This is a genomic window from Pseudomonas viridiflava, assembly GCF_900602065.1.
Lineage (GTDB): Bacteria > Pseudomonadota > Gammaproteobacteria > Pseudomonadales > Pseudomonadaceae > Aquipseudomonas.
In genome coordinates, this window is record NZ_UWFN01000285.1 from 517,666 (window position 1) to 536,213 (window position 18,548).

General features: G+C 58.3%; 13 protein-coding genes. 6 read left to right on the plus strand and 7 right to left on the minus strand.

The genetic code is table 11. The features are described 5' to 3' along the window. Nucleotides 1-191 precede the first annotated feature (191 nt). The 3 genes from hrpA to fadD2 form a co-directional block, all read right to left on the minus strand. Complete coding sequence (hrpA, locus tag EE949_RS20720; RefSeq protein ID WP_122665984.1) at nucleotides 192-4,103, minus strand: ATP-dependent RNA helicase HrpA; 3,912 nt, start codon at nucleotides 4,101-4,103, stop codon at nucleotides 192-194. A gap of 241 nt (nucleotides 4,104-4,344) precedes the next feature. Then, entirely contained in the window at nucleotides 4,345-6,036 is a 1,692-nt protein-coding gene (gene fadD1, locus EE949_RS20725; protein ID WP_122665985.1) for a long-chain-fatty-acid--CoA ligase FadD1, read from the minus strand. 387 nt (nucleotides 6,037-6,423) lie between these two features. Continuing rightward, nucleotides 6,424-8,112, minus strand: a complete 1,689-nt coding sequence (fadD2, locus tag EE949_RS20730; protein ID WP_122665986.1) for a long-chain-fatty-acid--CoA ligase FadD2 — start codon at nucleotides 8,110-8,112, stop codon at nucleotides 6,424-6,426. A 210-nt stretch (nucleotides 8,113-8,322) separates the two neighbouring features. Between fadD2 and EE949_RS20735 the strand changes: the two genes are divergently transcribed. Both EE949_RS20735 and EE949_RS20740 read left to right on the plus strand, forming a co-directional pair. Beyond that, nucleotides 8,323-9,267, plus strand: coding sequence for an alpha/beta hydrolase (locus EE949_RS20735; RefSeq protein ID WP_122665987.1), 945 nt, complete (start codon nucleotides 8,323-8,325; stop codon nucleotides 9,265-9,267). Nucleotides 9,268-9,324: 57 nt separating this feature from the next. Then, nucleotides 9,325-9,795, plus strand: coding sequence for a MaoC family dehydratase (locus EE949_RS20740; RefSeq protein WP_122665988.1), 471 nt, complete (start codon nucleotides 9,325-9,327; stop codon nucleotides 9,793-9,795). Nucleotides 9,796-9,967: 172 nt separating this feature from the next. On the opposite strand, the gene ccoM is transcribed toward EE949_RS20740, so the two are convergent. Next, on the minus strand, nucleotides 9,968-10,078 hold the full coding sequence (gene ccoM, locus EE949_RS29995) for a cytochrome c oxidase subunit CcoM (protein WP_025261439.1): 111 nt from the start codon (nucleotides 10,076-10,078) through the stop codon (nucleotides 9,968-9,970). 298 nt (nucleotides 10,079-10,376) lie between these two features. Further along, the gene (locus tag EE949_RS20745) at nucleotides 10,377-10,538 is read right to left on the minus strand and encodes a hypothetical protein (RefSeq protein WP_122666139.1); all 162 of its coding nucleotides are present in this window, start codon (nucleotides 10,536-10,538) and stop codon (nucleotides 10,377-10,379) included. 236 nt (nucleotides 10,539-10,774) lie between these two features. Between EE949_RS20745 and EE949_RS20750 the strand changes: the two genes are divergently transcribed. The 3 genes from EE949_RS20750 to EE949_RS20760 all read left to right on the plus strand — a co-directional run bounded on the left by EE949_RS20750 (nucleotide 10,775) and on the right by EE949_RS20760 (nucleotide 13,428). Continuing rightward, nucleotides 10,775-11,659, plus strand: coding sequence for a LysR substrate-binding domain-containing protein (locus EE949_RS20750; protein ID WP_122665989.1), 885 nt, complete (start codon nucleotides 10,775-10,777; stop codon nucleotides 11,657-11,659). An 87-nt stretch (nucleotides 11,660-11,746) separates the two neighbouring features. Next, nucleotides 11,747-12,217: a RidA family protein gene (locus EE949_RS20755; RefSeq protein WP_122665990.1), complete on the plus strand. Its 471-nt coding sequence runs from the start codon at nucleotides 11,747-11,749 to the stop codon at nucleotides 12,215-12,217. Then, on the plus strand, nucleotides 12,214-13,428 hold the full coding sequence (locus EE949_RS20760) for an aminotransferase class V-fold PLP-dependent enzyme (protein WP_122665991.1): 1,215 nt from the start codon (nucleotides 12,214-12,216) through the stop codon (nucleotides 13,426-13,428). Before EE949_RS20755 ends, EE949_RS20760 begins: the two co-directional genes overlap by 4 nt. Here EE949_RS20760 and EE949_RS20765 read toward each other — a convergent pair. Then, complete coding sequence (locus EE949_RS20765; protein ID WP_122665992.1) at nucleotides 13,425-13,763, minus strand: aspartate-semialdehyde dehydrogenase; 339 nt, start codon at nucleotides 13,761-13,763, stop codon at nucleotides 13,425-13,427. The genes EE949_RS20760 and EE949_RS20765 overlap by 4 nt on opposite strands. 215 nt (nucleotides 13,764-13,978) lie before the next feature. Between EE949_RS20765 and rapA the strand changes: the two genes are divergently transcribed. Continuing rightward, the gene (rapA, locus tag EE949_RS20770; protein WP_122665993.1) at nucleotides 13,979-16,825 is read left to right on the plus strand and encodes an RNA polymerase-associated protein RapA; all 2,847 of its coding nucleotides are present in this window, start codon (nucleotides 13,979-13,981) and stop codon (nucleotides 16,823-16,825) included. A 187-nt stretch (nucleotides 16,826-17,012) separates the two neighbouring features. Here rapA and EE949_RS20775 read toward each other — a convergent pair whose 3' ends face one another. Next, nucleotides 17,013-18,359, minus strand: a complete 1,347-nt coding sequence (locus tag EE949_RS20775) for a spinster family MFS transporter (protein WP_122665994.1) — start codon at nucleotides 18,357-18,359, stop codon at nucleotides 17,013-17,015. Between the last annotated feature and the right edge of the window lie 189 nt (nucleotides 18,360-18,548).

Here is an 18,548-nt window from a genome sequence, read left to right on the forward strand (position 1 = left end):
ATGGAACTCCCTTGGCGCGATGGAAGCCGGGCAACACCTCGGGGTTCAAGGGGCGAAGTGTGCCATATCGGCCTGTATATGTGGGAGTTTGAACAAAGGACCTGTAGGCGCTGCCGAAGGCTGCGAAGGCGGTGTGTCGGGAATGACGCTACGCAGCCTTCGGCAGCTCCTACAGAGACAGCACGTAGTTGTCAGCCCTCCACCTGCCCCCACTGTTTGCTCAGGCGCTTGTCGGAAACCGGCATTTTGGTCCCCAGTTGCTGGGCGAACAGCGACACGCGGTACTCCTCCAGCCACCAGCGATACGCCGTCAGCTCGGGGTCGCGCTTGCCTTCCTGGGCATGTTTGCTGGCGCGGGCCTGATATTGAGTCCAAAGCCCGGCGAGTTCGAGACTCCAGACCCGGTCCTTCTGAACCTGCCCGGGAAGTTTTTCGAGGCGCATTTCGATGGCTTTCAGGTAACGCGGCAACTCCTTGAGCCACTGCGCAGGTGTTTCACGGACGAACCCCGGGTAGACCAGATGCCCCAACTGCGACTTGATGTCGTTGAGTGCCACGGCTTCAGCCAGGTTTATCTTGCCCTTGAAGCGCTTTTGCAGGCCATGCCAGAGCTTGAGGATATCCAGGGTCAGCTTGGCCAGACGTTCGGCGTGTTCTGTCCAGGCGCCACGCTTGCGCTCGGCCAACGCCAGCAACCCTGCACCGTCGCGTGGCAAATTGGCTTCGCCTTCCAGCACGCAACTGTCGAGGCTGGCCAGCAGGATGTCTTCGACCAGCGCATCAACGCGCCCCAACTCGCGATGCAGCAACGCCAACTCGGTTTGCCCCGGCAATTTGCTGCGCAGGAATTTGGCCGGTTCAGCCAATTGCTGCAACAGCAAACGCTGCAAGGCTCGGCGATGCTGATATTCGGCTTCGGCTGAGGTCGAGAAACGCCCCTCCTTGACCGTGCCCGCTTCCTCCACCAACGCCGGGTAGACCGTCATCGATAGACCGGCAATGTTCTGCTGGGTTTTTTCCGCCACCGGCGCGAAGACTTTTGCCTCCACGGGCTGCTGACCTTTTGCCGATTGCGGCACGGCCAACGCCGCTTGGCTGGCCTCGGCAAAGCGTGCAGTCAATTCGTCCAGCTCGCGGCCTTCGCCGAGGAACTTGCCGTTGCCATCGACGATTTCAAGATTCATCTTCAGGTGGCTTTCAAGCTGCTGCGCCGCTTCAGCCCAGGCTTCGTCACTGACGCGTGCGCCGGTCATGCGCAGCAACTCACGGCCCAGCGCCTGAGGCAACGAGCCTTCGCCAAAGGTAATGCGCTGCAGCGCGGCTTTTATGAAGTCAGGTACAGGCACGAAGTTCTTGCGAATCGCCTTGGGCAGATTGCGCACCAGTGCAATGCACTTGGTTTCCAGCAAGCCCGGCACCAGCCATTCCAGCCGCTCGGCGGGCAACGACAGCAACAACGGCGCAGGCACGCGCACGGTCACGCCATCGCGAGGATGGTTGGGTTCGAAGTGATAGGTCAGCGGCAGGGTCAGATCACCCAGCTTGAGGGTATCGGGGTAATACGCCGCGGTGACTTCGTTGGCTTCACGCGCCAGCACGTCTTCTTCGCGCATGATCAGCAACTGCGGGTTCTTCTGACTCTCGGTTTTGTACCAATGGTCGAAGGTCGCAGCCTGATGAATCTCGGCCGGGATCCGCGCTTCGTAGAAGCTGTAAAGCGTGTCTTCATCCGCAAGAATATCGCGGCGGCGCGCCTTGGCTTCCAGTTCGTCGAGGGTTTCCAGCAGTTTGGTGTTGGCGCTCAGGCACTTGGCCCGTGAGTTGATCTCGCCACGCACCAGCCCTTCACGAATGAACAGCTCGCGGGACACCACCGGATCAATCGGCCCGTAGTGCACCGGCCGACGACCGACCACGATCAGGCCAAACAAGGTGATCTGCTCAAACGCCACGACCTGGCCGCGCTTCTTCTCCCAGTGCGGTTCGAAGTGGTTTTTCTTGATCAGGTGTCCGGCCAGCGGCTCGATCCAGTCTGAATCGAGCTTGGCGACCATGCGCGCATAAAGCTTGGTGGTTTCCACCAGTTCAGCGGTCATCAGCCATTGCGGGCGTTTTTTGCCCAGGCCCGAAGACGGATGAATCCAGAAGCGCCGCTGACGTGCGCCGAGATAATCGCCTTCGTCGGCTTTCTGACCGATCTGACTGAGCAAACCGGAGAGAATCGCCTTGTGGAATTTGGGGTAGTCGGCTGGCTCTTTGTTGACCGTGAGCTGCAAGTCACGGCAGATCAAACCTAACTGCCGATGGGCGTCGCGCCACTCGCGCAAACGCAGGTAATTGAGGAAGTTACGACGGCACCAGTTACGCAGCGGGCTGGCAGTCAGGGCTTGGCGTTGCTCTTCGAAACCACGCCACAGATTGACCAGCCCGGCGAAGTCCGAGTCTGCGTCTTTCCATTGTGCGTGGGCCTGATCCGCCGCCTGCTGGCGCTCCGGCGGACGCTCGCGTACGTCCTGCACGGACATGGCACTGGCGACGATCAGCACTTCCTGCAAACTGCCCTGCTTCGCCGCTTCCAGCAGCATGCGACCCATACGCGGATCAACCGGCAAGCGTGCCAATTGACGGCCCAAAGGCGTCAGCTGGTTCTCGCGGTTGACCGCCGACAGCTCCTGCAACAGATTGAAACCGTCACTGATCGCTTTGCCGTCTGGCGGCTCGATAAACGGGAAATCAGTGATCTCGCCCAGCCGCAGATGCAACATCTGCAGGATCACCGCAGCAAGGTTGGTGCGCAGGATTTCCGGATCAGTAAACTCCGGTCGCCCGTTGAAATCTTCTTCACTGTAGAGCCGTACACACAGACCCGGCTCGACCCGCCCACATCGGCCTTTACGCTGGTTGGCACTGGCTTGCGAGACGGCTTCAATCGGCAACCGCTGAACCTTGGCGCGGTAGCTGTATCGGCTAATGCGCGCGGTCCCGGTGTCGATCACGTAGCGAATGCCCGGTACGGTCAGCGAGGTTTCCGCAACGTTGGTCGCCAGTACCACACGCCGTCCAGGGTGTGACTGGAAAATCCGCTGCTGCTCGGCAGGCGACAGGCGCGCATACAGCGGCAGGATTTCCGTGTGTTTGAGCTGTGCCTTGCGCAGCATTTCTGCCGCATCACGAATTTCACGTTCGCCGGGCAGAAACACCAGCACATCACCAGGGCTCTTGCGCTCGCTGCGTTCGAAAGCTGCCAGTTCATCAAGGGTCGCAAGAATCGCCTGATCTACGGTCAGATCATCTTCAACGCTGTTGCCCTCTTCGTCCTGCTGCGAGGTCAGCGGGCGGTACCAGGTTTCCACCGGGAACGTACGCCCGGACACTTCCACAATAGGCGCGTCGTTGAAGTGCTCTGAAAAGCGCTGCAAGTCGATGGTTGCCGAGGTGATGATCACCTTCAGGTCCGGGCGACGTGGCAGCAGGGTTTTCAGATAGCCCAGCAGGAAGTCGATGTTCAGGCTGCGTTCATGCGCTTCGTCGACGATGATCGTGTCGTAACGCTCAAGAAAACGGTCATGCTGGGTTTCGGCCAGCAGGATGCCGTCGGTCATCAGTTTGATCAGCGTGCTGCTGTCGCTCTGATCCTCGAAGCGCACCTGATAACCGACCAGCGCGCCCAGTGGCGTTCCAAGCTCTTCTGCCACGCGACTGCCGACGCTGCGTGCCGCGATTCGACGCGGCTGAGTGTGGCCAATCAAGCCGTGTTGCCCGCGACCGATTTCCAGGCAGATCTTCGGCAACTGAGTGGTTTTACCCGACCCGGTCTCACCCGCGATGATCAGCACCTGATGCTTGAGCAGCGCCTCTTTGATCTCGTCGCGCTTGGCAGCAATCGGCAGGCTGTCGTCGTAACGAATCACCGGCACGCTGTCACGCCGCGCTGTGACCTGAGCGCACGACGCCTGCACCTTCGCCCCCCACTGCGCCAGCTTCGCCTCATCGGGCTTCTTGCGCAGCTCATGCAACTGGCGGCGCAAGCGATGACGATCGCTGATCATCGCGTGGTCGAGGTTCTTCAGGAGTTGGTCAATCGAGGGCGTTTGATCGGTCATCAGGTGCGCAGGGTCTTTTGATGGGTGCAAAGGCGGGGATTGTCGCAGATTTGGCGGGGATGATGCAGGTGCGGTGTTGTTGGATCGCGTCAGATTCCTGTGGGAGCGGTGCTTGCCCGCGATAAGGCTGGACGCGATTCACTTTAGATCGCGTTGCTCCTATCGCGGGCAAGCACCGCTCCCACAGGTGATTGCATTTCATGTCAGAACGTGTGGAGGAGCTTCAAGCAATTGGAATTGCTTACTTCTTCAACCCCAACTTCTTCAACTCTTCATCACGCAATTCGCGACGCAGGATCTTGCCGACGTTGGTCGTGGGCAACGCGTCTCGGAATTCGACGCTGCGTGGGACTTTGTACCCAGTCAGGTTGGCGCGCATGTGTTCCATGACCTGGTCCTTGGTCAGGGTCATGCCCGGTTTGACCACCACAAAGACCTTGATCGCCTCGCCGGATTTATCGTCCGGGACTCCAATGGCCGCGCATTGCAGCACGCCTGGCAAGGTCGCCAGTACGTCTTCGAGCTCGTTGGGGTACACGTTGAAGCCGGAGATGAGGATCATGTCTTTCTTGCGATCGACGATGCGCATGTAGCCGTCAGGCTGGATCAGTGCAATATCGCCGGTCTTGAGCCAGCCATCCGCATCGATCATTTCATCGGTCGCTTCCTGGCGCTCCCAATAGCCCTTCATCACCTGCGGGCCCTTGATACACAATTCGCCGATTTCCCCGAACGGCAACTCGTTGCCTGCATCGTCGATGACTTTGCACAACGTCGAAGGCGCCGGAATGCCGATGGTGCCGACCTGAATCTTCTGGTTAGGGTTACAGCTGGCCACAGGACTGGTTTCAGTCATGCCATAGCCTTCGCAGATCGCGCAGCCGGTCACTTCCTTCCAGCGCTCAGCAGCGGCCAGTTGCAGAGCCATCCCGCCGGACAGCGTGACCTTCAGCGCCGAGAAATCAAGGTTGCGGAATTCCGGGCTATTGCACAGCGCCACAAACAACGTATTGAGGCCCACAAAACCGCTGAACTTCCATTTCGACAGCTCTTTGACCATCGCCGGCAAGTCACGCGGGTTGCTGATCAAGATGTTGTGGTTGCCGATCAGCATCATCGACATGCAGTGAAAGGTGAACGCGTAGATGTGATAGAGGGGCAGCGGCGTGATGACCACTTCGCTGCCTTCGTTCATGTTCGAGCCCATCAACGCCTTGCATTGCAGCATGTTGGCGATCAGGTTGCGGTGGGTGAGCATTGCGCCTTTGGCCACGCCCGTGGTGCCGCCGGTGTATTGCAGCACCGCAACGTCATTGCTGGCAGGCGAAGCTTCGGTGAACGACTGGCCACGGCCTTTGCTCAGCACGTCATTGAACTTGATCGCGGCGGGCAGGTGATAAGCCGGGACCATCTTCTTAACGTATTTGATGACGCTGTTGATCAGCAGTCGCTTGAGCGGTGGCAGCATGTCCGCCACTTCAGTGACAATCACATGCTTGACGCCGGTTTTAGGCACCACCTTTTCAGCCAGGTGCGCCATGTTCGCCAGGCATACCAGCGCCTTGGCGCCGGAATCCTTGAACTGGTGTTCCATTTCCCGAGCGGTGTACAGCGGGTTGGTGTTGACCACGATCAACCCGGCGCGCATGGCACCGAATACGGCAATGGGGTACTGGAGGACGTTGGGCAACTGCACGGCAATTCGGTCGCCGGGCTGCAGGTCGGTATGGTGCTGAATCCAGGCAGCAAAAGCCCCGGATTGCTCATACATCTCACCATAGGTGAGGGTCTGGCCCAAATTGCTGAACGCTGGCTTGCTGGCGAAACGCTCGCAAGACTGTTTCAATACGGCCTGGACGTTTGTGTATTCGTCAGGATTGATCTCGGCAGGAATGCCAGACGGATACTTGTCCTTCCAGAAGTTTTCAATCATGGAAGCCGGGCTCCTCAGCGACAGCGAATTCTTCACATCGCTTGAATGCGATGATTTTCTTGTGTTTTGGAATTTTGCGGTTAACGCTTCGTTGCTTAGTGACAGGTCAAAAGCGGGCCGAGAGTAGCAGCTTTGCAATAGGCCGCCTAGAGGCAAAGAAGGCCCCTACAGTCACAAAAATGACTCAAGAATTAATAGTAGTCACGTTTAGAGCTTTAATACTATTTGTCGCTAATCTGGCTGTAATGACTGGTTTAGAGCCACTTGGTCGATGAGATGGCGTGGAACCTGTTGGAGCGAGGCTTGCCCGCGAAGGACGCTGATACGGTGCTCCTGACATTCCTCTTAGGCCGATTCGCGGGCAAGCCTCGCTCCAACAGGTGTGCATTACGCGATATCCCGCAGCTCCCTCCTCAGGATTTTGCCCACGGGCGTCATCGGCAGTGATTCACGTATCACAATGTGCTTGGGCTGTTTATAACCAGTGAAGTTTTCCTTGCAGAACAGCTTCAGCTCTTCAACGCTGACGCCACCTTCGCGGGGCACGACAAACAGCTTCACCGCTTCTCCCGAACGCTCATCCGGCACACCGATCACTGCGCAATTGGCGACGCCAGGGTGTCCCATGACGACGTCTTCGATCTCGTTGGGGTACACGTTGAAGCCGGAGACGATGATGAGGTCCTTCTTGCGATCCACGATGCTGACAAAGCCATCAGCTTCTATCACTGCGATATCGCCGGTCTTGAACCAACCCTCGGCGTCCAGCGCTTCGGCCGTCGCCTCCGGGCGTTGCCAGTAACCGAGCATCACCTGAGGACCTTTGACACACAGCTCGCCACGCTCGCCCAACGGCAACTCATTGCCGTCATCATCAATGACCTTCATCAATGTGCCCGGCACAGGAATGCCAACCGTTCCGAGGCGCGCAAGCTCTCCATAAGGATTGGCGCTGGCGACGGGCGAGGTTTCGGTCAGGCCATAGCCTTCGACGATCCCGCAACCGGTAATTTCTTTCCAGCGTTCGGCTGTGGCCTTGACCAGCGCGGTGCCGCCCGAGTTGGTGCTTTTGAGGCTGGAGAAATCCAGTGACTTGAAATCAGGATGGTTCATCAGCGCTACGAACAGCGTATTGAGGCCGATCATCGCAGTGAAACGCCACTTGCCGAGCTCTTTGATGAAGCCGCCAATGTCCCGGGGATTGGTAATCAGAATGTTGTGATTGCCGCTGACCATCATGCACATGCAGTTCGCTGTGAACGCATAGATGTGATACAGCGGCAGCGGCGCGATCATGATTTCCTTGCCTTCCTGAAACACCGGATTGCCGTCACTACCGTGCTGTGACATGCAGGCGTGCACCTGCTGCATGTTGGCCACCAGGTTGCCATGGCTGAGCATCGCGCCCTTGGCCAGGCCGGTTGTGCCGCCCGTGTATTGCAGCACCGCAACATCGCTGAGTTGCAGTGCCACCGGGTTCAACTCATGGCCTCGGCCCATACTCAACGCGGCCTTGAAGCGGGTAGCCTGTGGCAAGTGATAAGCCGGAACCAGCTTCTTGACCTTGTCGACAATGGTGTTGATCAGCCAGCCCTTGGCGGTCGATTGCATGTCGCCCATTTTGACTTCGATCAGGTACTGGATGTCGGTATCAGGCAGCACCTCCTGCACCAATTTGCCGAACATATTCAGATACACCAGTGCCCTAGCGCCGGAGTCTTTGAACTGGTGACGCATCTCCCGCGCGGTGTACAGCGGGTTGGTGTTGACCACGATCAGGCCTGCACGCAACGCACCAAATACGGCAATCGGGTACTGCAACAGGTTAGGCATCTGCACGGCGATACGATCACCGGGCTTGAGCTCGGTGTGCTGTTGCAGCCAGGCTGCAAAGGACGCCGAATAACGATCCAGTTCGGCATAGGTCAGCGTCACCCCCATGTTGCTGAACGCCGGACGGTCGGCAAACTTGTGACAGCTGCGTTCGAACACTTCTACAACCGACTTGTAGGCGTGAACATCCACCCCGGTTACCAAGCCTGCCGGTCGCTTGTCATTCCAGAAATCAGGTTGCATTTGTTTTTATCCTCTTACCTGAGACGGTCTGGCCCGCGGTGATGGTGCGGGAGCTTGCCGGACGTTAGCAGCTAAAGCGTGGAAGGCAAATATAGAGACCTGCGACATCATTACCATGAATTACAGAGCTGGCCGGTTTGCGATTCGTCATTCACTCTACACTTCATGAACAGGACGTTTAACGCTGACCATTGAGCTTCGGGAGTTGTCATGAAACATCAGCCGTTCTGGCTCGACGCCAGTGACCAAAGCCGTCTTTACGTCAATGTATGGCTGCCCGATGTCGAGCCCAAAGCGGTGGTCATGCTGTCCCACGGCATGGCTGAGCACAGTGGCCGATACACACACCTTGGCATGGCATTGGGCGAAGCCGGGTTTGCGCTGTACGCCCACGACCAGCGCGGCCATGGCAAAACGGCTGATCAAGGCATGCTCGGACATTACGCCGATGAACAGGGATGGCCCAAAGTGGTCGGTGACCTGGCCAGCGTCGCTCAAACCATCGGCCAACGGCATCCTGGCGTACCGGTCTTCCTGCTAGGTCACAGCATGGGCAGCTACATCGCCCAAGCGTATCTGCAGCACCATGGCGCAGGCTTGCAGGGGGCGATTCTCAGCGGCTCCAACTTCCAGCCGGTCACGCTGTATCGCGGTGCGCGTCAGATTGCCCGCCTGGAGCGCTTTCGCCAGGGCAAAACCGGTCGTAGTGCATTGATCGAGTGGCTGACCTTCGGCTCGTTCAATAACGCATTCAAACCGAAACGCACGTGTTTTGACTGGCTCAGCCGTGACCCTGACGAGGTCGACAAGTATGTGCTCGACTCGCTGTGCGGCTTCCGTTGCACTAATCAGCTATGGCTGGACATGCTTGGCGGCCTGCAGCAAATCAGCAAACCGTCGAACCTGGCGCAGATCGATCCGGGCTTGCCGTTGCTGATCATTGGCGGTGAATGTGATCCGGTGAGTGAGGGCAAGCGTCTGAAAGATCTTGCCGACGCATTGGTCGCGGCAGGCCATCAAATGTTACAACTGAAGATCTACCCGCAAGCGCGGCATGAAGTGCTCAACGAAACCAACCGTGATGAAGTCACCCGTGATGTAATTGACTGGCTGGAACAGGCACTGCAACAGCCACGACCGCGCCGGGCGGAATAAGCGCACCGGATCGTCATCGCTGCGTTTGACATCAATATTCAATTTTCAGGATCACTCATGACCCAGGTTACCAACACGCCGTACGAAGCCCTCGAAGTCGGCCAGACCGCCAGTTTCAGCAAGACCGTTGAAGAGCGTGACATCCAGCTGTTCGCTGCAATGTCGGGCGACCACAACCCGGTCCATCTGGACGCCGAGTATGCTGCATCGACGATGTTCAAAGAGCGTATCGCCCACGGCATGTTCAGCGGCGCACTGATCAGCGCCGCCGTCGCCTGCGAGTTGCCTGGCCCAGGCACTATTTATCTCGGTCAGCAGATGAGCTTTCAGAAGCCGGTCAAACTCGGTGACACGTTGACCGTACGCCTGGAAATCCTGGAAAAGCTGCCTAAATTCCGCGTTCGCATCGCAACCCGCGTATTCAACCAGCGCGATGAGCTGGTTGTGGACGGCGAAGCGGAAATCCTTGCGCCACGCAAACAGCAGACCGTGACATTGACAACGCTGCCAGCCATCAGCATCGGCTGATACGGGCCATTGTAGGAGCTGCCGAAGGCTGCGAAGGCGTTGTATCAGACCCACCTTTTTCGCAGCCTTCGGCAGCTCCTACAGATAGAGCCGATCAAAAAAAGCAAAAAAAATGGGCGACCGAAGTCGCCCAAAATGCCTTGCGTGCTCTTTTTATTGGAAGGCCTCTGCCCTATTTGCGTTTTTGCGAGTCCTTCCAGATGAATAGTCCGAAGCCTGCGAAGAACACCAGCATCAAGCCAACGGTTACGACACCGGCCACCACCACATTGTCGAGAAACATAACCGCGCCTCCTGCTCGTTGTGTTGTCCTTGTTCGATGGGGCTAGATTAACCAGAGTCAGGCAGACGGAAATTGACCCAAATCAATAGCACTGCTCGCTCATTGAGTGAGCGCGCAGATAACTGATTTGGGTCAATGGTATTGGGGTGTACAACCGCATCACTGTAGGCGCTGCCGAAGGCTGCGATCCGGTCAGTTGGTCGATGAATACATGGGCTGTCCTGACGCAATCGCGGGCAAGCGCACTTCTACAGGGCCCGTCGGAACACTGTGCAGAAAACTCACCTGCACTCAGCGCCTAACGCTTCTTGGGCTTTTTCTTCGGCTTCTTTTTGCCGGACTCAAGGGGCATCGCCTGCTCGAAGGCATTGCGCACTTCGTTGAGGCGCTTGTCATTGAGGTCATGTACCCGCTTGGCGCGCTCGGCGCCCAGGTCAATCAGGTTTTCGTCTCCGCTCATGGCCAGCAATTCTCGAACACAGGGTAGTTGGGCCAATAATGCTCAATCGCGACGAGCCTGACCAGTAGCGATCCACTGCGTCAGGCCATCGTTCGGGTTGCGACAGTCGCTCAAGGAGGATTTTGGCGGCACAATCGACAACCTTGCTGTTTCTTCCAAAGGATCTGAACCCCGTGCAACCCACCACGACAGCATCCGCCTCGCCACAGACCGCTCTGCATGGCGACCTCCCCCCCATGCTGACACTGCGCGCCTTTGAGGCGGTTGCGCGGCATCTGAGTTTCATCAAGGCGGCCCGGGAGTTATCGGTCACGCAAAGCGCCTTGAGTCATCAGGTTCACAAACTGGAAGAGTTCCTCGAGTGCCGCCTGTTTATCCGCCGCACCCGCGCCATCGAGCTGACTGAAACGGGTCGTGCCTATCAACTACAGGTTCGTCAGGCGCTGGAAAGCATCGCAGCGGCGACTCGCAGCATTCGTCACACCGCACCGGCACCCAGCGTTTTACGCATCGGCCTGCTCGCCTCTTTCGCAACGATGTGGCTGGCACCGCGCCTGTCGGGGTTTATTTCAGCCAACCCTGACGTTCGTGTCGAACTGGTGCCTTCCTATGACCTGGCAGACGTGGCCGGTGGCGAGGTTGAACTTGCGATCCGTTATGGCAAAGGAGGCTGGCCCAATGTCAACGGCGTGCGCTTGATGGACGAACGCCTGTTCCCGGTCTGCAGTCCGCACTACAAGACTCGCTGGCTCGCAGCGCAGCACGACTTCAAACAGCCTGGTTTGGCACCCGGTCCACTGCTCACTGCACAAGCGACCATTCCGTTCGAATGGCTGGACTGGGCGAAACAACTGCGCATCGATATCAGCCAGCTGTCGAGCCTGATGCTCCACGACTACAACATTGTGGTGGAGGCAGCAGTCGCCGGTCAGGGCATCGCCATGGGCCGTGATCGCTTGATCAAGCGACGCTTGCAAGACGGCTCGCTGGTGCACCTGCTGCCCAACGCCATCTACGAAGGGGAGATTGGTTACTGGCTGGTAACCGGCGACGCGCCCTTGAGCAGCGTGACCCAGCGCTTCGTCGACTGGCTGGTTGCTGCCAGCCGCGAGGATGATTGAGCGATATCGATACGTAGGGTGAAATCTTTCAGTTTGTCGAAGCGAACGCCGACTTTCATTGTGCGCTCACCTTATGGAGAGCCACTCATGACCAACAGTCTGCGTAAACAACTGGAAAAACTGGACCTGCAACTTCCGCCTGTGGACGGCCCCGCTGGCAACTACGTCAGCACAGTGATCAGCCAGAACCTGTTGTATGTGTCGGGGCAGATCCCCATGCTTCACGGTCAGCCCGCATTCGTCGGCCGGGTGGGTGACAGCCTGAGCGAAGAGCAAGGCATCGCCGCAGCAGCACTGGCAGCGCTGGGTTTGCTGGCGCAACTGGATTCGGTGATTGGTGACAATCTGTCAAAACTGGTGCGGGTCGTAAGGTTGGGCGTATTTGTCGCCTGCCCCAGCGATTTCACCCGTCAGGGCGCAGTGGGCAACGGCGCGTCGAACCTGCTGGTCAACGTGCTCGGCGAAGCCGGTCGACACGTACGCACATCGATCGGCGTTTCCAGCCTGCCTGCAGGCGTCGCCGTTGAAGCGGATGCCATCTTCGAGCTAAGACCATGACTCAGCCCTTGACCGACGCGCAGATCGAGACACTGCGTGCCGCGACGCCAGGTTGCCAGCGGGTGATCCACTTCAATCACTCCGGCGCGTCGCTGCCCAGCCAGGCAACCATAACGGCAATGATCGAACAGATGAACCGGGAAGCCAGCCAAGGCCCGATGGAAGCTGCTGCACAGGGCGAAACCCTGCTGGAGAATGCCCGTGACACGGCGGCACGGTTGATCAACTGCACGCCCTCCTCCATTGCATTTCTGAGCAGCGGCTCTGCGGCGTGGGGCATGGCCTTCAGCGCACTGGGAGCATGGCGGCGCGGAGACCGGATTCTGGTCGGGCGTCACGAATGGGGCGGCAACCTGGCCTGCATGGCCCAGGCCTTCGCCACCGGGGCTAGCCTGGAAGTAATCCCATGTGATGAGAACGGCGCGGTGTCGGTGCCCGCGCTGGAGGCCATGATCGATGAGCGTGTACGGTTGATCTCACTGACCTGGCTGCCCGCCAACGGCGGCCTGATCAATCCGGCTGCGGCCATCGGTGCAGTGGCAAAGCGGCACAACATTCCTTACTTCATCGATGCAGGACAGGCATTGGGGCAGATCAGCGTTGATGTTCAGGCGCTGGGCTGCGATGTGCTCAAAGGCGCCTGCCGCAAATTTCTGCGCGGCCCTCGGGGCACGGCATTGCTGTACATCCGCGAGGGTTATGTCGAACAACTCCAGCCGCCCTTTGTTGACGTCCTGTCTGCGCCCAGACACGGCGAAAACTTTACCCCGCGCAACGATGCCCGACGCTTTGAAACCAGCGAAATATCGCTGACGCTGATCGCCGGTTTGAATAACGCACTGAGTGAAGTCGAAGCATTGGGTGTGGGCCGTGTCCGACAACGCATTCAGCAACTGGCGTCGTCATTACGGCAGCGGATGACAGAAGTCACAGGACTGAAACTACAAGATTGTGGCGCAGCAACGGATCAGTCGGGCCTGGTTTCATTCACGCTGGAAGGCTGGGACGCCGTAGAGATTAAACAGCAGCTAGCCGCGAAAGGAATAAATATCGGCGCCAATGGCGTGGCTTACACGCCGCTGGACATGCAGGCCAGAGGGCTGGTGAACATTGCGCGAATTTCTGTCAGTTATCTAAACACTGACGTTGAGATAGACACGTTGCTCCTGGCATTGCGCGAGATGAGCCCTATGCGAAAAAAAGCGCTTTAAACCTGCACGTCGACCCAAAGCCCCTGACGCGGCTCATCGTCCATCAACGGCACGACAGGTACGGTGTTGTCGGCGTTCAGGGCAACGCCAGGAATGGCAAGATGCTCAGGTTCATCGGCCCCTTCTTCACGACGACGCTGCTGCTCCTCGTGGCGGGCTTGCTCTTCACGAAGCAGCCAGGCGTTGCGCTCTTCTTCCTCGTTACGCAGGTCGATGTTGGTTTCGCTGGAACTTGGCTGCACCGGTGCGACAGGCGGAATATCGGGGACATTCCGGGCCGGATCCAGTTGCGAAGTCACAGGCACCACACTCAAGGGAAGCGTCGGTTGCAACATTATCAGTTCTCCTTTTGAGTGGATGTCGGCCAGGTTTCTATCGACTTGACCCCATAAATGAGAAACTTTCGACTCTGTTTTTGGCAACTAGTGCCTTTAACAGGCTTAAATTTTCGCGGACGCGTTTAAATACAGGTGTTTTGTCACTGTTCCTTTGGCCTCGGCAGCGTGTTCCGTTAACATAGTCGGCTTTTTCAAGGCGGGAGACAGGCAGCATGGCGCAGCAGTATCAACCGGGGCAACGCTGGATTAGCGACAGCGAAGCCGAGCTGGGTTTAGGCACCGTTCTGGCACAGGACGGCCGCTTGTTGACCGTGCTCTATCCGGCCACTGGCGACACGCGTCAGTACGCACTGCGAAATGCACCTCTCACCCGTGTGCGCTTCTCGCCGGGCGATGTGATCACCCATTTCGAAAACTGGAAGATGACCGTTCGCGAAGTCGATGATGTGGATGGCCTGCTGGTCTATCACGGTCTCAACGCGCAGAACGAAGCCGTCACCCTGCCGGAAACCCAGCTGTCGAACTTCATTCAGTTCCGTCTGGCTACCGACCGTCTGTTCGCCGGGCAAATCGACCCGCTCGCCTGGTTCTCCCTGCGCTATCACACGCTGGAACACACCAGCCGCCAACTGCAGTCTTCCCTCTGGGGCCTGGGCGGTGTTCGTGCGCAACCCATCGCGCACCAGTTGCACATTGCCCGTGAAGTCGCTGACCGTATCGCACCGCGGGTTCTGCTGGCTGACGAAGTGGGTCTGGGGAAAACCATCGAAGCCGGTCTGGTTATCCACCGCCAACTGCTTTCGGGCCGCGCCAACCGCATCCTGATTCTGGTTCCGGAAAACCTGCAGCACCAGTGGCTGGTGGAAATGCGCCGCCGCTTCAACCTGCAGGTTGCGCTGTTCGACGCTGAGCGCTTCATTGAAAGCGATGCCAGCAACCCGTTCGAAGACACCCAACTGGCGCTGGTTGCGCTGGAATGGCTGGTTGAAGACGAAAAGGCTCAGGACGCATTGTTTGCGGCGGGCTGGGACCTGCTGGTCGTCGACGAAGCTCACCATCTGGTCTGGCACGAAGACAAGGCCAGCCCTGAGTACTCGCTGGTCGAGCAACTCGCCGAAGTCATCCCGGGCGTACTGCTACTGACTGCCACCCCGGAACAACTGGGCCAGGACAGTCACTTCGCACGTTTGCGTCTGCTCGATCCAAACCGCTTCCATGACCTGCATGCCTTCCGTGCCGAAAGCGAAAACTATCGCCCGGTCGCTGAAGCCGTGCAGCAACTGCTCGACAAGGGTCGCTTGTCACCTGAAGCGCACAAGACCATTCATGGCTTCCTGGGTGCTGAAGGCGAAACCCTGCTGACGGCCGTCAATGAAGGCGACGAAGAGGCCAGTGCGCGCCTGATTCGCGAACTGCTTGATCGCCACGGTACCGGTCGTGTCCTGTTCCGTAACACCCGCGCCGCCGTGCAAGGTTTCCCGGAGCGCAAGCTGCACCAGTATCCGCTGCCCTGCCCGGCCGAATACCTGGAACTGCCGCTTGGTGAGCACGCCGACCTGTACCCGGAAGTCAGCTTCCAGGCTCAGCCGGATGCCAGCGAAGAAGAGCGCTGGTGGAAGTTCGACCCGCGTGTCGACTGGCTGATCGATACCCTGAAAATGCTCAAGCGCGTCAAGGTGCTGGTGATCTGCGCCCACGCCGAGACCGCGATGGACCTGGAAGATGCGTTGCGCGTGCGCTCCGGCATTCCGGCCACTGTGTTCCACGAAGGCATGAACATCCTCGAACGCGACCGCGCCGCTGCGTATTTCGCTGACGAAGAGTTTGGCGCTCAAGTGCTGATCTGTTCGGAAATCGGCAGTGAAGGCCGCAACTTCCAGTTCGCTCACCACCTGGTGCTGTTCGATCTGCCGTCCCACCCGGACCTGCTGGAACAGCGTATCGGTCGTCTGGACCGCATCGGCCAGAAACACACCATCGAACTGCACGTACCGTTCCTGGAAACCAGCCCGCAAGCGCGCCTGTTCCAGTGGTACCACGAAGCGCTGAACGCCTTCCTCAATACCTGCCCGACCGGCAACGCCCTGCAACACCAGTTCGGCCCGCGCCTGCTGCCGTTGCTGGAAAGCGGTGACGACGATGAGTGGCAAGTGCTGATTGACGAGGCGCGTACCGAGCGTGAGCGTCTGGAAAGCGAACTGCACACCGGCCGCGACCGTCTGCTGGAACTCAACTCGGGTGGCGCGGGCGAAGGTGAAGCGCTGGTTGAAGCGATTCTTGAGCAGGACGATCAGTTCACCCTGCCGATCTACATGGAAACGCTGTTCAATGCGTTCGGCATCGACAGTGAAGACCATTCGGAAAACGCGCTGATCCTGCGTCCTAGCGAGAAGATGCTCGACGCCAGCTTCCCGCTGGGCGACGACGAAGGCGTGACCATCACTTACGACCGTAACCAGGCGCTGTCTCGTGAAGACATGCAATTCATCACCTGGGAACACCCGATGGTGCAAGGCGGCATGGATCTGGTGCTGTCCGGTTCAATGGGCAACACTGCGGTGGCGCTGATCAAGAACAAGGCACTCAAGCCAGGCACCGTTTTGCTGGAACTGCTGTATGTGAGCGAAGTGGTTGCGCCGCGCTCACTGCAACTGGGTCGCTACCTGCCGCCGGCTGCGCTGCGTTGTCTGCTCGACAGCAACGGCAACGACCTGTCGGGACGGGTTTCCTTCACTACCCTGAACGACCAGTTGGAAAGCGTGCCACGGGCCAGCGCCAACAAATTCATTCAGGCTCAACGTGACGCCCTCAACCCGCAGATCAATGCCGGTGAAGCGAAAATCGCCCCGAAACATGCCGAGCGCGTCGCCGAAGCACAACGTCGCCTGGCGGCGGACACCGAAGAAGAACTGGCTCGCCTGACCGCCTTGCAAGCCGTCAACCCAACCGTACGTGACAGCGAACTGGTTGCGTTGCGCGAACAGCGTGAGCAAGGGCTGGCCATGCTTGATAAAGCGGCTTTGCGCCTTGAAGCGATTCGGGTGTTGGTGGCTGGGTAAAAATTCGCTCCTGCAGGTTGGAATTTGAACCTGTGGGAGCTGCCCCGCGCTGTCTCGCGGCAACATGGGGCCTGTAGGAGCTGCCGAAGGCTGCGATCGCGGTGTATCAGGATAAAAAGCTTCGCAGCCTTCGGCAGCTCCTACAGGAATTGAATTTCAATCCAGTAGCGGCTAAGCATTCTAGATTTCAAGCTACCGCAACCACCGGCTCATCCGCCACCATCCCCGCCTTCATCCTCGCCGCGTCCCGGCTGAAGCACCGCGAAGCCAGATACAGAAACACCAGCGTCATGAACAGCGCTACCGGGATCAAGTACATCGCGTCATGCAGCCCAACCGCCTTGTAGACCTCACTCATCTGTTCCGCGCCCGCAGCAGCCATGGCCGAATGAGCGAAGTGATCTGACAGCAGGCCGACCACTACCGGTCCCAGGCCGCCGCCCAACAAATACAGCCCCGCGAAAAACAGCGCCATCGCCGTAGCACGCAAGCGAGGTTCGACCACGTCCTGAATCGCGGTATAGACGCAGGTATAGAAGTTGTAAGCAAACAGCCAACCCAGACTGAACACAGCGACAAATACACCGATCTCGATGCGCCCCGCATGCAGGGCATACCCTGTCGCAACGGTTGCAATCAACATGCTGCCGGCAGCGAACAGCAAACGACCATTGGCAAAACGTTGATGTAACTTGTCAGCCACCCAGCCGCCCAGCGTCAACCCTGTTATGCCGACGATAATGCCGGTCGCCACCGCAGCCTCTTGTAACGGCAACAGGAAGTAGCGCTGCAGCATCGGCACCATGAACGAGTTACAGGCATAAGTAGCGAAGTTAAACGTCAGCCCGGCCAGCACCAGCCAACCAAACGTCGGGATCGAAAGTACGCGACGGATAGGCTTTTCGATCTTTTCCTCGGACATCCGCACATTTTCTGCCGCGCCCCGCTTGGGTTCACGAATGAAGAACATGAACAACGCCAGCACCAGTCCCGGTACAGCGGCGATGAAAAACGGCGCACGCCAACTGTCGAACGCCTTGACCATCGCGCCGATGGTAAAGAATGCCAGCAACAACCCAAGCGGCAGCCCCAGCATGAAAATCCCCATAGCCCGCGCACGCCGATGGGCAGGAAACAGGTCGCCGATCAGTGAATTGGCTGCGGGCGCATAGCTGGCCTCGCCAATGCCCACCCCCATGCGCACCAATAGAAATGTCCAGAAGCTGCCTGCCAGACCATTAACGGCCGTCAGCCCACTCCACACGGCCAGCCCCCAGCCCATGATTTTCTTGCGCGAGCCGTTATCGGCCATACGCCCCAATGGCAGGCCTGCAATGGCATACACCAACGTAAAGGCCGTGCCGATGATGCCCAGCTGGAAATCACTCAAATGCCATTCCATGCGAACGGGCTCAATGATGATTGCCGGAATCGTGCGGTCGAAAAAATTGAACAGATTGGCCAGGAACAGCAAAAACAGAACGCGCCAGGCGTTGGACGCCTGTGGGGACAACGGCTGCGGGGTGCCTTGCATAATGAAGCTCCCTTTTTATTTTTATACGAAGCGTAGCGGGCAGAGGAAAACGCTACTTAATCTAGGTCGCCTTTCATTAACTGTCTGTAAACATTCGCAAAGGGAATGGTCCTGCATGGCCATAGCCGTCTATGGTTATAACTATTCGCTATTTAGGTAATTCCAAATTGATTGGACCCCTTAACCCTT

What these genes read in the sequence shown, in the direction of transcription:
- hrpA (WP_122665984.1), bottom strand. Translation starts at nt 4,103, where the DNA reads ATGACCGATCAAACGCCCTCGATTGACCAACTCCTGAAGAACCTCGAC.
- fadD1 (WP_122665985.1), bottom strand. Translation starts at nt 6,036, where the DNA reads ATGATTGAAAACTTCTGGAAGGACAAGTATCCGTCTGGCATTCCTGCC.
- fadD2 (WP_122665986.1), bottom strand. Translation starts at nt 8,112, where the DNA reads ATGCAACCTGATTTCTGGAATGACAAGCGACCGGCAGGCTTGGTAACC.
- EE949_RS20735 (WP_122665987.1), top strand. Translation starts at nt 8,323, where the DNA reads ATGAAACATCAGCCGTTCTGGCTCGACGCCAGTGACCAAAGCCGTCTT.
- EE949_RS20740 (WP_122665988.1), top strand. Translation starts at nt 9,325, where the DNA reads ATGACCCAGGTTACCAACACGCCGTACGAAGCCCTCGAAGTCGGCCAG.
- ccoM (WP_025261439.1), bottom strand. Translation starts at nt 10,078, where the DNA reads ATGTTTCTCGACAATGTGGTGGTGGCCGGTGTCGTAACCGTTGGCTTG.
- EE949_RS20745 (WP_122666139.1), bottom strand. Translation starts at nt 10,538, where the DNA reads ATGAGCGGAGACGAAAACCTGATTGACCTGGGCGCCGAGCGCGCCAAG.
- EE949_RS20750 (WP_122665989.1), top strand. Translation starts at nt 10,775, where the DNA reads ATGCTGACACTGCGCGCCTTTGAGGCGGTTGCGCGGCATCTGAGTTTC.
- EE949_RS20755 (WP_122665990.1), top strand. Translation starts at nt 11,747, where the DNA reads ATGACCAACAGTCTGCGTAAACAACTGGAAAAACTGGACCTGCAACTT.
- EE949_RS20760 (WP_122665991.1), top strand. Translation starts at nt 12,214, where the DNA reads ATGACTCAGCCCTTGACCGACGCGCAGATCGAGACACTGCGTGCCGCG.
- EE949_RS20765 (WP_122665992.1), bottom strand. Translation starts at nt 13,763, where the DNA reads ATGTTGCAACCGACGCTTCCCTTGAGTGTGGTGCCTGTGACTTCGCAA.
- rapA (WP_122665993.1), top strand. Translation starts at nt 13,979, where the DNA reads ATGGCGCAGCAGTATCAACCGGGGCAACGCTGGATTAGCGACAGCGAA.
- EE949_RS20775 (WP_122665994.1), bottom strand. Translation starts at nt 18,359, where the DNA reads ATGCAAGGCACCCCGCAGCCGTTGTCCCCACAGGCGTCCAACGCCTGG.